This window comes from Aequorivita sp. Q41, assembly GCF_039831855.1.
GTDB lineage: Bacteria > Bacteroidota > Bacteroidia > Flavobacteriales > Flavobacteriaceae > Aequorivita.
The window spans coordinates 19777-34201 of sequence record NZ_JBDPMS010000003.1 but is presented as its reverse complement, the minus strand read 5'-3'; the positions used below and the strand labels follow the sequence as shown (position 1 = coordinate 34201).

Sequence of the window (14425 nt, the reverse complement as noted above, 5' to 3'; positions counted from 1 at the left end):
CTTGTATTCATAGATACAAGGCTTTTTTTTATAGTTGATAGGGATTAAAGCTATCAAAGAAATTCAAGAAGGTATTTTGTGAAAGGTAAAAAAGCAGCAATACTATTACATAAAAAACTACGTATTCTTTTCTAAAATATTTTTTCCGAATTAAGTAGATTCCCCAAAAAAGCAATACCAAAAGGACAGGTATAAATGATATGTAGGGAAAGGCGATGTATTTATAATACCCTATAGGCATTAATGGATTTGATACTGGCTTTATAAAATATTCAATAATTCTAAACAGATGGTATCCTGTAAAGCCAGCTACACAACCAACTAAGACAAATAGCGTGTATTTAAAAAACGCACTGGGTTTTTGCTTTACTTCTTCTTTCATTTATTAAAAAACGAATCTACAAACTCAAACTTATTAAAAACTTGTAGGTCTTCCATACCTTCACCTACACCAATATATTTCACAGGAATTTGAAACTGATCGCTAATACCAATTACAACACCGCCTTTTGCTGTACCGTCAAGCTTTGTAACTGCAAGCGAAGTAACTTCTGTAGCAGCAGTGAATTGTTTGGCTTGTTCAAAAGCATTTTGCCCTGTAGAGCCATCTAAAACCAAAAGTACATCGTGTGGCGCATCTGGAATAACTTTTTGCATTACACGCTTTACTTTTGTAAGCTCGTTCATTAAATTCACTTTATTATGAAGCCTTCCAGCAGTATCAATAATAACAACATCTGCATTTTGCTTTACTGCACTTTCTAAAGTATCGAAAGCAACGCTGGCGGGATCACTGCCCATGCTTTGCTTTACAATAGTTACCTCAGTTCTATCGGCCCAAATCTGCAACTGATCAATTGCCGCTGCACGGAAAGTATCTGCAGCGCCCAATACCACTTTTTTCCCAGCTTTTTTAAACTGATAAGCCAGCTTCCCAATAGTTGTCGTTTTTCCAACCCCATTAACACCAACAACCATAATAACGTATGGTTTTTTATTTTGAGGAATTTCAAACTCAGTGGCATTTCCCGAATCGATTTCACTTAAAAGTCCAGCAATTTCTTCACGAAGAATTAAATTAAGCTCATCGGTGCCTAAGTATTTATCCTTAGCAACACGAGCTTCTATTCTTTTAATTATTTTCAAAGTGGTGCCTACACCAACATCGCTAGAAACAAGAACTTCCTCTAAATTATCGAGAACGTCATCGTCTACCTTACTTTTCCCTGCAACTGCTTTCCCTAATTTATCAAAAAAGGAAGTTTTGGACTTTTCAAGCCCTTTGTCGAGGGTTTCTTTTTTTTCTTTGGAAAATATCTTTTTAAATAGACTCATCGTTCGGGTATGAATTATGGTTGGTAGGTTTTATAAAAAACAAAATGCCTAAATTAATTTTCTAAAAGACAAAAATACGAAAAGCCACCTTCGTAAAAAAGTGGCTTTTCTTGAATATTTTTTGCTGGTTATTTTTTATTCAACCAGTCGTTTACAAATTCTGGAGCCATAATAGACTCCGTAAATGTATAAGCTCCCGTTTTTGGCGATTTAACCATTTTTATAGCTTTAGTTAAACGCTTAGAACCTGTTTGTAAAGATGCTACTGATTTCTTTGCCATGACTTATATTATTTAATCTCTTTATGAACCGTCATTTTCTTTAGAATTGGGTTGAATTTTTTCAACTCCATTCTATCCGGTGTATTCTTTTTATTTTTGGTAGTGATATAACGTGAAGTTCCTGGTTGTCCAGACTCCTTGTGCTCAGTGCACTCCAAAATTACTTGTACTCTATTTCCTTTTTTAGCCATTGTAACAGACTTTAGTGATTATTGCAATTATTTAGTTAAAAAGCCTTTTTCGCGAGCTTCTTTGATAACCGCAGAAATACCTTTTTTATTGATGTTTTTTATAGCTGAAGCAGAAACACGAAGTGTTACCCACTTATCTTCCTCAGGAATATAAAAACGCTTTTTAAGCAAATTTACATCAAACTTACGTTTGGTTTTATTCATCGCGTGCGACACGTTATTTCCAACCATCGCTTTCTTTCCTGTAAGTTCACAAACTCTTGACATTTCCTTAACTTTTTTAAGTTATTTTAAAACAGGGTGCAAATTTAAGTAATTCTTTTGTGATGTACAACAAAAGAAAATCAGTTTTTTGAAATTTCTTTTAGAAGCATTTCAAAAGCCTTATTTGAAGCCTTTTCTATAACACGATATCGGTCATTTCCAAATAGAAATTTTTCTGAAACAACACCTTTGGGAGTACAGATTGCAATACAAACTGTTCCAACCTCATCGACCCCATCTCCCTTTGTAGGCCCCGCAATACCTGTGGTGGCAATTGAATAATCCGATTCAAAAAGCAGACAACACCGTCGGGCCATTTCTTCTGCCACAGGAATACTAACCACAGTATAGCGGTCTATAATTTCTTTGGGTACTCCTAGTATTTTTGTTTTAAGATTTGTATCATAAGGTACAATTCCACCCATAAAAGTAGCTGATGCGCCTGAATATTGAGTTATTTCAGAAGCTATTCTTCCTCCAGTACAACTTTCAGCAACACTATAACTCTCTCCTTTTTCGGTTAAAATCCTTCCAATCAATTCTGCAATGGAGGTTTCGTCTTCATATCCAACAGCAATATCAGCAAGAATTTCGTTTAACACTTCCATTCTGGTATCAATACGTTCCTTTAACTGCTTTTCATCATCACTGGTAGCCGATAATCGCAAGCGCACTTTACCTAGAGAAGGCAAATAGGCTAACTTAATATTTTTAGGTAAATTAGTTTCCCAATCGGCTATTCGTTCCGCAATAGCGCTTTCACCCATACCGTAGGTTAAAAGTGTTTTATGATATATAAAAGGCCTATTAAAACGCGCAACTACCTTTGGCAAGACTTCTTTAGTTAGCAAATATTTCATTTCATAAGGAACTCCTGGTAACGAAACAAAAACAGTTTCATCTTGTTCAAGCCACATTCCAGGGGCAGTACCATGAAGATTATTAAGAATCGTGGCTTTTGAAGGCACCATTGCTTGCAAAATAGTAGCTGGCAACGGTTTGTTGCGTTGGTATTTACTAAAAAGCCTTTTAATATTTTCAACAACAGTACGATTTTCTATGAGCTTGTCATCAAAAAAATCGCAGAAGGTCTGTTTGGTAATATCATCTTTCGTTGGCCCCAAACCGCCAGTAACAATAACTAGATCTACGCGCTTTTTTGCATCTTTAAAAGCGTTAAGAATATGATCACGATCGTCTTGAATAGAAGTAATTTGATATACACTTACTCCTATTTTATTAAGTTCTTTTGAAATAAAGGCTGAATTGGTATCAATAATTTGGCCGATGAGAATTTCATCGCCAATGGTAATAATCTCTGCTAGCATTTTTTTATAATTGAAAGTCTTCTTTTAGCGCTTCAAAAACATGGTTCAATGTAAAGAGTATATTTTCCATATTTGGAAGAATTACCGATTTATTTTTGGAAGTTTTAGACCAGGCTTCAATACTTGTAATATCCTTTAGCACATTTATCCCAAACATTTCAATATTGGGTTTCATTTTATGGGCAAATTGGTATGCCAACTGCCTATTTTCATTTTTGATTGCTTCCGCCATTGCTTCTAAATCTGGCGGTATTTCTTCAAGAAATGTTTGCGCCAATATTTTTAAAAAATCTTCATCGCCATCTGCAATTTGACTTAGATTTTCTTTTACATAGTATTTCATCATTTTATTTTACCTTTATTGAAAACATCTCTGTTTCACCAATAAACCCAGTCAAAACATCTTCAGCTTTCACCCTGCCTACACCCGCAGGAGTTCCAGTAAATATAACATCCCCAATTTTCAGCGTAAAGTATTTTGAAACATATTCGATTAACGCATCAATTTTCCACATCATCATCATGGAATTACCCTTTTGAACCGTTTTTCCATTGCAATTTAAGGAAAATTCTATGTTATCCACATCTTTAAAATGCTCTTTTGGCATGAAATTTCCTACAACTGCGGCACCGTCAAAAGATTTTGCCTTTTCCCAAGGAAGGCCTTGTGCTTTAAGTTTTGCTTGTAAATCTCTAGCGGTAAAGTCAATTCCAAGGCCGATTTCATCATAATATTTAGGCGCAAATTTTTTATCTATATGCTTTCCTATTTTGTTAATTCGCACCAAAAGCTCTACTTCATGATGCACATCATTTGAAAATTCTGGAATAAAGAAAGGCTGCTTCTTTAACAAAATAGCTGTGTCTGGCTTTAAAAAAATTACAGGCTCAGCAGGCTTAGCATTATCGAGCTCTTTAATATGGTCAGCATAATTTCGACCTATGCAGATTATTTTCATTCTTAATTACGATTTTGTATTTAACTTTTGCAAACGAATTCGCGTTAAAACTGTTTTGGTATACAAAGGAAAATCCGCATTCAGCAACCAGCTAAAATACCCTGGGTCGTTATCGAGAACCTCAGAAACTAAACGGTCTTTATATTTTCCGAAAGAGAAAACCTCTACACCATCTTCATTATAACTAATGAAACCAGCAAAATCTGCATGGCTTTTATGCGAGCTAAAATCTGCCAAGAAACGCACATCATTTTCCAATTCACTGTATTTATCGAGTTGCGCCTTTAAAACTTCATAAGTTGCATTTGTATCAGCGGCGGCACTATGTGCATCCTTTAAATCTTTATTGCAATAAAACTTATACGCTGCTTCTAAAGTGCGTTTTTCCATTTTATGAAAAATTGTTTGCACATCTACTGACATTGCTTTTTTCATATCAAAATCTATTTCAGCACGAAGTAATTCTTCAGCGAGCAAGGGAATATCAAACCGATTGGAATTAAACCCCCCGAGATCACTATCTTTAATCAAAGCGTATACTTTTGGAGCCAGTTCTTTAAATGTAGGCTCATTAACGACCATTTCGTCCGTAATGCCGTGGATTGCGGAAGATTCCTCAGGAATTGGCATTTCAGGATTTACTCGCCACGTATGGCTTTCTTTATTTCCGTTAGGATATACTTTTAAAATTGCGATTTCTACAATTCTATCTACAGCTACTTTTATTCCAGTTGTTTCAAGATCAAAGAAACAAATAGGTTTTTTTAAGATAAGTTCCATGGTTTTGTTTTGAGTAGCAAAGATACTTTTTATTGAACTTTTGCTTAATAATATTAAAAAAAAGGGAGGTTTTAAATAAAAAAACCTCCCTTTACACTAAAATATATACTAGATTTAAAATTCTCTATTTACATCCCAAGCTTCCAAATAATCAGCAACTTGTTTTACAAATTGGCCTCCCAAAGCTCCGTTTACAACCCTATGGTCATAACTATGTGAAAGGAACATTTTATAACGAATACCTATAAAATCGCCCTCTGGAGTTTCAATTACAGCAGGCACTTTACGTATTGCCCCCAATGCAAGAATACCCACTTGTGGTTGGTTAATAATAGGTGTTCCCATAATGCTACCAAAAGTCCCTACATTAGTAACTGTGTATGTTCCACCTTGTATTTCATCAGGCACCAATTTGTTTTCGCGAGCACGTTTTGCTAAATCATTAACAGCTTTACTCATGCCAACAAGGTTTAACCGGTCTGCATTTTTAATAACAGGAACAATTAAGTTTCCGTCTGGAAGTGCAGCCGCCATGCCTAAGTTTATGTTTTTACGCTTAATAATTTTATCACCATCAACCGCAATGTTCATCATTGGAAAATCCTTCAAGGCTTTTGCCACAGCTTCCATAAAGATTGGTGTAAACGTTAAGTTTTCACCTTCACGCTTTGCAAAAGCACCTTTCACTTTAGCCCTCCAATTCCAAACATTGGTTACATCGCACTCTACAAACGACTGAACATGTGCAGAGGTTTGGGTGCTTTCAACCATGTGGTGCGCAATGAGTTTCCCCATTCGCGACATTTCAATTATTTCATCATCACCGTTCACCGAAACGGCTGCTTTTGGTTTTGCAGCTGGAGCAGCTTGTGGTTTTATAGACTCCTTGTTTTGTGTTTCTACCCCAGCTTGTGATTTTGCTGAAGAACGATTTTCCACATATCCCAAAATATCGTTTTTGGTTACACGTCCATCCTTTCCTGTTCCAGAAATCCCGTCAAGCTCAGCTTGAGAAATTCCTTCCGCAGCAGCGATATTTTTTACTAATGGAGAATAAAAGCGATCGCCTGTATTTTCAATTGGCGTTTGTGTAGCTTGTTTGGCAGTCTCCACTTGTTTTTCAACCTCTTTTACAACTTCAGATGAAGGTGATGGAGTGCTTGCTGAACTGCTCTTTTCACTTTCGTTGCTTCCGCCTTCGGTTTCAATTATAGCGATTGTTTGGCCAACTTGAACAACATCATCAACATTGAAAAGTTTTTCGACCAAAACTCCATCTACTTCACTTGGCACTTCACTGTCTACCTTATCGGTAGCAATTTCGAGCACTGCCTCATCGGCTTCAATGGTATCACCCACTTCTTTTAGCCAGTTAGTAAGAGTAGCTTCTGCAACACTTTCTCCCATTTTGGGTAGTTTCAATTCAAATTTTGCCATACTATATTATAAATATCGAATTTGGTATGCGTACAATATACGCTTGGTTTTAAAACGTTGCAAAATTAGTTAAAATTTGTTCGTTTTGTGTTTCAATTTTCTTAAAAAACAACTACACCGCCCTTTTCATCACTTTGATCACTTCCTATTATAAAATTACAACCTGATGGGCGTATGCGAAAAACATTGCCTTTACCTTTTAATTGCTTCATTAATTTAAAGATTTCTTTATATGAAATATATTCCGCATCAAAAACCAACAAGCTGTCTGTGAGGACTATCTGTGAATGCATATTCTTGGAAACCATTTGAAAAACTGTTGCCGTTTTGCTGGCAAGTTTTTCAAGCAATTCAATATTTTCGGTAAAGAAATAGCTTCTAGCAAGCGTAGTAGATTTCTTTATTTTTTTTTCAGGAAAAATTTTATGTGTTTTTTTTGCTAATGCCACTCCTGCAGAAACCGAACTCTCTAAAAGAACGCTTTTATTAAAATGCTTTTTATAAAATATTTGCATTGCTCCATAAAAACGCTCAAAATAAACAGCATTCTTTTGCGTGCTTTCGCCTTTATAATGAAGTACGGTTGTATTTCCCAAATAATGATTTTGATAGCCTGCTTTTGTTATTTTATAGGAAAGGTCAATATCTTCGCCGTACATAAAATAATCTTCGTCGAAACCTCCAACTTCATTATAGACACTTCTTTTTAGCAGCATATAAGCCCCCACCAAAACCTCGGCTTTACCACTGGAGTTTTCAAGCAGGTGATTTGCATAATATTTTTGAGTAAAACCTAAAAGTTTTAGTAATGAAACCTTTGGAGTTGGTAAATTTCGTTTGCTTTCGGGAAGGAAGTTTCCTGTGCCGTCCATCAAATAAACACCTAAGGCGCCTATATTATTTGTTTTTTCTGAATACTTAATGGCTTCCGTAAAAGAATCTTCAGAAACTGCGGTATCTGGATTTAATATACATACATATTCCCCCTTAGCCACAGCAACTGCTTGGTTGTTCGCTTTGCTAAAACCTACATTCGCTTTGTTTTCAATTAAAGTAACAGCTGGAAAAAGAGTTTTAACCATTTCACAGCTACCATCCTTAGAGTCATTATCGACAACAATGATTTCTGCTTCACAATTTTCGATTGCTTTTTGAACAGAAATTAAGCACTGCTCTAAAAAGTAGCGTACATTATAATTAAGGATTACAACCGAGAGTTTCAAGAGCTATGTATTTTTTAATGAAGATTCAAACGGGACTCTATGTAAGATGCTTCTACCAAGTGTAACCTCATCGGCATACTCCAGCTCATCTCCGACCGAAATGCCTCGAGCTATTGTTGTGGTGGTAATAGTATAAGGTTCAATTTGCTTAAAAATATAAAAATTTGTGGTATCTCCTTCCATTGTTGAACTAAGGGCAAAAATAAGCTCGTTGATATTTCCTTTCTTTACTTTTTCTACTAGAGAAGGGATAGACAAATCGCCAGGACCTATCCCATCCATTGGTGAAATTTTCCCACCCAAAACATGATAGTGCCCACGGTATTGGCTTGTATTTTCGATAGCCATAACATCTCTTATATCTTCAACCACACAAACTATTTGTTCATCCCGACGTGGGTTGGCGCATATTTCGCACAATTGGGTATCGCTAATATTATTACAATTTGCACAGAAATTAATATTCTCGCGCATTTTTAATAGCGTGGATGCTAGTTTTTGTGTTTGCTCTTTTGGTTGTTTAAGCAGGTGAAGCACTAAACGCAATGCAGTACGTTTTCCAATTCCAGGGAGTTGGGACATCTCGTTTACCGCATTTTCAAGAAGTTTTGAAGAAAATTCCATAGTTAATTACTGATGGCAAGATAAAAAAAATGCTTCAGAAAAAGATATATTCCTGAAGCATTCCAAATTATAAAAAATTTCTAGTTTATAAGAAGTTTTTTAGTTGCAGTACCTTCTTCGCTGTTAAGACGCACAAAATACACGCCTGAAGGCAATGATGAAACATTTACGGTATGCTTATTAGGAATAAGCGTCTGTGCTTCAAACACAAGAAGTTTCCCCGTTATATCAAATATTCTTATCTCTCCGTTCATTGCTTTTGGCAATTCGATTGTAATTTCTGAAGTTGCTGGGTTTGGATAAACACTAACAGAGCTTTCAGACAACACATCTTCTACACCAGCAGTACTATCTACTAACGGAGATACCCAAAGGCCTCTTCCATAGGTAGCAGCATAAAGCATATTGGTTGTATTATTAATTTCTAATTCATTTATAATCACGTTTGGCAAAAGGTTGCTGTAAGGCTGCCAATCTGTATATGTATTATCTATATAATAAATTCCGTAATCCATACCTAAATAAAGGCCTTCTTTACCATTATCATCCCAAGTTAAAGCAAGGGCAGTAAAGTTTGGAAGGTTCTTTTTATAGTTTTCCCAAGTTACCCCTCCATCTTCAGAAACATACACACGATTAGAACCTGAAGTTGCTACTGCAACCTTATCTGGGTTTGTAGGGTTTATAGCTATAGAGTTTATTACACCTCCTGGCAAAGTAACCTGTACCCAATCTGTTGCTCCAGCATCTCCCGTTCTATATAAAAATGGGCCTCTTGCAGCATACATTACTTGGTTGTTTGAAGGGGAAATCTTTAAGTTGTTTAAGTTTCCACCTAAATTTTGAGAAATAGCCTCCCAAGAACCTCCATAGTTACTAGTTTTATATACATTACTATACCCTACATAAAGTGTATTTGCTAAAACAGGGTCTTGTTCCAAGGGTGTTACCCAGTTTCCAGAACCATTTCCTGGCTCACTCATTGAGATATATGAGTTACCACCGTTGGCAGAGCGATATAATTGACCATTTTGGCTTGTCCCAACAAAGGTATTACTATTGGTTTTATCAATAAAAGTTTCCATTCCATCTGCTCCTAACCAATCTCTCCACACTCCTGTTGCTTCAGAATAAAATGAAGTACCATTATCTTGTGCTCCTCCTGAAACAATAACTTCTTGGGTTTGAGATATACCAATTTTATAAAACTGGCGTATTCCCAACCCATCTGTAAGATCTTCATAATATGTGCTATTAACTGTATTTGTATTTTCAGCTTTATACACACCACCATCAGTTATAGCAAATAAGGTAGTTCCATAAAACTGAAGGTCATCTACATCAGCATGGCAATAGCCTATGTTTGCTCCCTGTGCCCCTGAAGGAGTCCAATCTGCGGTACAACTAAAATTCACACCACCATTCGTTGAGCGCCAAGTAAGAATACCTGCTATATGCACTTCGTCAGCATTTGTTGGATTTACAGCAATAGCCATATCACGAGGTGCTTGACCATTATTATCATTTCCTGTAATACTATAACCAAAGAAGTTTAGACTTCCATGATTAATTCTTGTAAAGCTATCTCCACTATTACTTGAATTATAAAAAGCGCCAAATCTATTTCCTGATGCTTCTAAAACATAAACAACTTGTGCATCATCTGCAGATACACCTATCATTTTTGGACCAGTAGAAAACCCACCTATTGAAGTAAATGTAGCACCACCATCAGTTGATTTATGAAAGCCACTTCCAGAAGCATAAACCACAGAAAGATCACCAGGCTTAAATTCTATATCGTATCCTCTTGAATCATTAGCCACAACTTTCACCCAATTTGCACCGGCATCAATAGAACGATATATTCCAGTATTTTCAGAAGTTGCAAAAATAATATTGCTATTCGTTGGGTGCATGAGGATTTTATTCACAACACTATTGCCAATTGTCCCTAACAGATTCCATGTTGCACCAGCATCAGTAGATTTAAATATGTTTCCATTTGTAGATCCAAATAAGTATGTATCGGCATCTGCTGGGTCTATAGCAACAGAGTATACAGCCATATTAGAAAAATAGTCACAAAGTGGCGTCCATGTTTGCGCTCCATCAGTAGTTCTCCAGACTCCACCTGTATTCGCTCCAATAATCATGTGATTTATGTTTCCCTCTTCAATAGAAAGACCAGTGATTCTTCCAACCCCAGGATTCCAACCAGAAGTAGCATTCCAAGATTGAGGTCCCAATTCTTCCCAATTGTCATTAAGAACCTGTCTGCTTTGAGCTGTAGTATTTAAATATGCATTCCAACGTTCTAGTTCATTTAAGCGCTCTTCCGCTGTAGGAAGATACCCGTTTTCCTTAACCATTCTTGTGGCGTTGTACTCCCACCTTTTAAATTGTTTATACCCAGTACCACGACCTTTGTCTCTATTTGCAAAGTATGCTTCAGCATTGTTTATAATATCTTGAACTTTATAGGTGCCGGCGTCGATCATTTGTAAATATTCTTGTGCTTGGCTAGCAAAAGAACCACAAAATAGAACAATTAATAGTAGTAGTTTAAAGCGCATTTTGTTGATTTTTAAGTTATTACAAGGTTAAATATAGAAAGGTTTCAAAAGTATTAAAAATAAAAATGTTAAGGAAGACAAACTTTGTATTTTTACAAAAAATGTTTTTCTAAACAGCTTAAGTCATAAAATTTATGCAACCCTTACACATATTATTATTGATTGTTGGTTATTTTTTAGTGTTAATACTAATTTCCTTTTTAACCAATAGAGGTGGCAGTAATGCTGATTTCTTTAAAGCAGGCAAACAATCACCATGGTATTTGGTAGCTTTTGGGATGATTGGAGCCTCTTTAAGTGGTGTTACCTTTATATCTGTCCCAGGGTGGGTAGAAGCTTCAAAGTTTAGTTATTTTCAAGTTGTTTTGGGTTATATTGTGGGGTATGCAGTTATCGGAACTGTATTACTTCCATTGTATTATCGCTTAAATCTGACTTCAATCTATACTTATCTTGAGGAGCGATTTGGAAAAGCTTCTTATAAAACAGGAGCTTCATTTTTTCTTTTATCGAGAGTAGTTGGCGCAAGTTTTAGACTATATCTTGTTGCTGTAGTTATGCAATCTTTAATTTTTGATGAATTAAACATACCATTTTGGGTTACAGTAAGCATAACAATTTTACTTATTTGGCTTTATACATTTAAAAGTGGTATAAAAACTATTGTATGGACAGACACACTCCAAACTCTTTTTATGCTGATTGCCGTAGGAGTTTCCGTCTATTATGTCTCAACAGACTTAGGGCTTTCAGGAAGCAAGCTGTTCACTTTTATCGCCGATAGCGACATGAGTCAAGTTTTCTTTTTTGACGATTGGAAATCGAGTGATCACTTTATAAAACAATTTATCAGTGGCGCATTTATAGCAATTGTAATGACTGGGCTCGATCAGGATATGATGCAAAAAAACTTAACCTGTCGCAATCTGAAGGATGCACAAAAAAATATGTTTTGGTTTACAATCGTTTTGACAATTGTAAATTTTGTATTTCTAGTTTTAGGACTTTTACTCACTGTTTATGCGCAAGAAAATGGTATTGATGCACATAAAGACCAATTATACCCCATGCTTGCAATGCAAAATGAATTTGGATTTGGGGTTGCCATCTTATTTATCTTAGGCCTAATTGCCGCTGCTTATAGTAGTGCTGATAGCGCCCTAACAGCACTTACTACTTCTTTTAGTATCGATATTTTAAATATTGAAAAGAAATATGATGAGAAAAAACAAGTACGAATCCGTAAATTAATTCACATATTAATATCGCTGTTACTCATTTTAGTGATTATTTTCTTCAAATATGTCATTGCAGACGCTTCCGTTATTGCAAAGCTCTTTGTGTTTGCTGGATATACATACGGACCGCTTTTGGGACTATATGCTTACGGACTTTTCACAAATTGGAATGTAAAAGACAAATTTGTTCCAGCAGTTGCAATATTAACCCCATTTTTAGGATATGCCATAAGCCATTTAAGCATGGAATACCTCAATTTTGAATTTGGGTTCTTTATTTTAATCTTAAATGGAGCACTTACCTTTTTTGGTTTAATATTGATTCGTTCCCAAAAGAACTAAGGTGCAAGCAACTTCATATTCAATATTTCCCCCCCTGAGTATTTCATATAATTCAGGGTTTTCAGTCCCAGGATTGAAAATTACTCGTATTGGCTTTAACGCAACTATATAGTCATAATATTCTAATTGTCGCTTTGCATTTAAATAAAGCGTAATTGTGTCAATATCTTTAAAAGCTTCTTTTTCTGTAGAAATTGACACTCCGGCCACTAGGCCTTTTTTTAAACCGATAGCTACCACTTTATGCCCATGGTTTACCAGACGGTTTATAGCAAGATTTGAATAACGGCCAGGATTTATACTAGCTCCAAGTACTAAAGTCTTTTTCATTTTTTATAATTTTTTAGATGAAAATACAATACTCTTTTGCAAGATTTCATAAAAGTTAGTTAAAATGAAAATTGCTTTGAAACAATCTTCATTTAGAAACGTCTATATAGTAATAAGAATTTAATTCTTTACTGTGAAAGTTTTTACGTTGATGGTTAGTGTTAATAATTGCAGTAAAGATTCAAACCCGGGCATATGTCCGGGTTTGTTTTTAAGTTTTGTTATTGTTCTGTTAAATAACGCACTGGAAGTGAAACTATAATATGCTTTTCCTCGTCTATATAATAAATACCTAAAACTTCATTTTATAATTTATTTGAATTAGCCTTTAACGAATTATACCTTTTTAGGTAAAAAGAAAAGCCTTTCATTATATACTGAAAGGCTTTCTTATTTTTTCTTCTAAACAAACTACCATTTAATTATCACGCTTCCCCAAGTGAATCCACTTCCAAAAGCTGCTAAAACCACCAAATCACCTTCTTTAATTTTTCCTTCTTCCCAAGCTTCCGTTAGTGCAATGGGAATAGAAGCTGCTGTGGTATTTCCATATTTCTGAATATTATTAAAAACTTGGTCGTCTCTCAATTTCATTTTATGCTGAATAAACTGTGAAATCCTTAAATTAGCTTGATGCGGAATTAACATATCCACATCCTCAACCGTAAGGTTATTTGCTTGTAAGCCTTCTTCAATAACCTCAGCAAAACGCACAATGGCGTGTTTAAAAACAAATTGGCCATTCATTACCGGATAATACGGAATGTTTTCCTGTGGATTTTCTTCAATTATTTGTGGCACCCAATATTCTGTACTTGGCCCTTTTAGGGAAAGTTCATCTTTATGTTTCCCTTCACTATGAAGATGCGTAGAAAGAATTCCGCCTTTAGCTGTTTCATTTCTTGAAACAACCACTGCCCCAGCGCCGTCACCAAAAATTACAGAAACATTTCGCCCACGGGTAGTAAAGTCTAAACCACCACTATGGTTTTCACTACCTATTACCAAAACATTTTTATACATTCCAGTTTTCACAAACTGATCTGCCACAGAAATTGCATATACAAATCCACTGCATTGGTTACGAACATCCAATGCAGGCACAGTCCGCATCCCCATCATTTGCTGCACTTCTACTCCGCCACCAGGAAAATACATGTCTGGACTTAAAGTGGCAAAAACAATCATATCTATATCATTAGGCACAAGCTTGGCGCGTTCTAAAGCAATCGTTGCAGCTTTTACAGCCATAATAGAAGTTGAATTTCCATCGCCTTTCTTTATATGCCTTCGCTCTTTGATACCTGTACGTTCTTGTATCCAAGCATCATTTGTATCCATTAACTTTGACAGATCATCATTGGTGACCACATTTTCAGGAACACAATGCCCTAAACCAGTAATTCTAGAAGTGTACATTTATTTCAATTTTAAATAGGAGGGAAAGATAAGTATATACTACAATGCAGGGAAAGAAATTTTAATTTATATAGTATGCGTGCATAACAAATTATGTA

16 protein-coding genes are annotated in these 14425 nt (G+C 35.6%); 1 reads left to right on the top strand and 15 read right to left on the bottom strand.

The genetic code is table 11. From position 1 onward, the window contains the following. Positions 1-28 precede the first annotated feature (28 nt). The 13 genes from ABJ955_RS11840 to ABJ955_RS11780 form a co-directional block, all read right to left on the bottom strand. On the bottom strand, positions 29-382 hold the full coding sequence (locus ABJ955_RS11840) for a hypothetical protein (protein WP_347374839.1): 354 nt from the start codon (positions 380-382) through the stop codon (positions 29-31). Continuing rightward, positions 379-1335, bottom strand: a complete 957-nt coding sequence (gene ftsY, locus ABJ955_RS11835) for a signal recognition particle-docking protein FtsY (RefSeq protein ID WP_347374838.1) — start codon at positions 1333-1335, stop codon at positions 379-381. The genes ABJ955_RS11840 and ftsY overlap by 4 nt, the downstream gene beginning before the upstream one ends. Before the next feature lie 128 nt (positions 1336-1463). After that, entirely contained in the window at positions 1464-1616 is a 153-nt protein-coding gene (locus ABJ955_RS11830; RefSeq protein WP_347374837.1) for a DUF4295 domain-containing protein, read from the bottom strand. A gap of 8 nt (positions 1617-1624) precedes the next feature. After that, positions 1625-1807 (bottom strand): 50S ribosomal protein L33, encoded by a 183-nt coding sequence (rpmG, locus tag ABJ955_RS11825; protein ID WP_081211513.1) that lies wholly within the window; start codon positions 1805-1807, stop codon positions 1625-1627. Positions 1808-1834: 27 nt separating this feature from the next. Further along, positions 1835-2074, bottom strand: a complete 240-nt coding sequence (gene rpmB / locus ABJ955_RS11820) for a 50S ribosomal protein L28 (RefSeq protein WP_347374836.1) — start codon at positions 2072-2074, stop codon at positions 1835-1837. Positions 2075-2151: 77 nt separating this feature from the next. Continuing rightward, complete coding sequence (locus ABJ955_RS11815) at positions 2152-3399, bottom strand: competence/damage-inducible protein A (RefSeq protein ID WP_347374835.1); 1248 nt, start codon at positions 3397-3399, stop codon at positions 2152-2154. Between the two features lie 4 nt (positions 3400-3403). Then, positions 3404-3745 (bottom strand): Hpt domain-containing protein, encoded by a 342-nt coding sequence (locus ABJ955_RS11810; RefSeq protein ID WP_347374834.1) that lies wholly within the window; start codon positions 3743-3745, stop codon positions 3404-3406. Between the two features lies 1 nt (position 3746). Next, positions 3747-4358, bottom strand: coding sequence for a fumarylacetoacetate hydrolase family protein (locus ABJ955_RS11805; protein WP_347374833.1), 612 nt, complete (start codon positions 4356-4358; stop codon positions 3747-3749). A 6-nt stretch (positions 4359-4364) separates the two neighbouring features. Then, complete coding sequence (locus ABJ955_RS11800; RefSeq protein ID WP_347374832.1) at positions 4365-5138, bottom strand: 3'-5' exonuclease; 774 nt, start codon at positions 5136-5138, stop codon at positions 4365-4367. 114 nt (positions 5139-5252) lie between these two features. Further along, on the bottom strand, positions 5253-6575 hold the full coding sequence (locus ABJ955_RS11795) for a dihydrolipoamide acetyltransferase family protein (protein ID WP_347374831.1): 1323 nt from the start codon (positions 6573-6575) through the stop codon (positions 5253-5255). A 101-nt stretch (positions 6576-6676) separates the two neighbouring features. Continuing rightward, a complete protein-coding gene (locus tag ABJ955_RS11790) occupies positions 6677-7798 on the bottom strand; it encodes a glycosyltransferase family 2 protein (protein ID WP_347374830.1) in 1122 nt (373 codons plus the stop codon). 3 nt (positions 7799-7801) lie between these two features. Continuing rightward, positions 7802-8422: a recombination mediator RecR gene (recR, locus tag ABJ955_RS11785; protein ID WP_347374829.1), complete on the bottom strand. Its 621-nt coding sequence runs from the start codon at positions 8420-8422 to the stop codon at positions 7802-7804. Positions 8423-8502: 80 nt separating this feature from the next. After that, positions 8503-10998, bottom strand: coding sequence for a T9SS type A sorting domain-containing protein (locus tag ABJ955_RS11780; protein ID WP_347374828.1), 2496 nt, complete (start codon positions 10996-10998; stop codon positions 8503-8505). A 134-nt stretch (positions 10999-11132) separates the two neighbouring features. Here ABJ955_RS11780 and ABJ955_RS11775 point away from each other — a divergent pair, with 134 nt between their 5' ends. Next, positions 11133-12578, top strand: a complete 1446-nt coding sequence (locus ABJ955_RS11775; protein ID WP_347374827.1) for a sodium:solute symporter — start codon at positions 11133-11135, stop codon at positions 12576-12578. Here the strand turns inward: ABJ955_RS11775 and ABJ955_RS11770 are convergent. Then, complete coding sequence (locus tag ABJ955_RS11770; RefSeq protein WP_347374826.1) at positions 12549-12908, bottom strand: CoA-binding protein; 360 nt, start codon at positions 12906-12908, stop codon at positions 12549-12551. The two genes, ABJ955_RS11775 and ABJ955_RS11770, sit on opposite strands and share 30 nt — an antisense overlap. A 411-nt stretch (positions 12909-13319) precedes the next feature. Beyond that, entirely contained in the window at positions 13320-14327 is a 1008-nt protein-coding gene (locus ABJ955_RS11765; RefSeq protein ID WP_347374825.1) for a beta-ketoacyl-ACP synthase III, read from the bottom strand. Positions 14328-14425 lie beyond the last annotated feature (98 nt).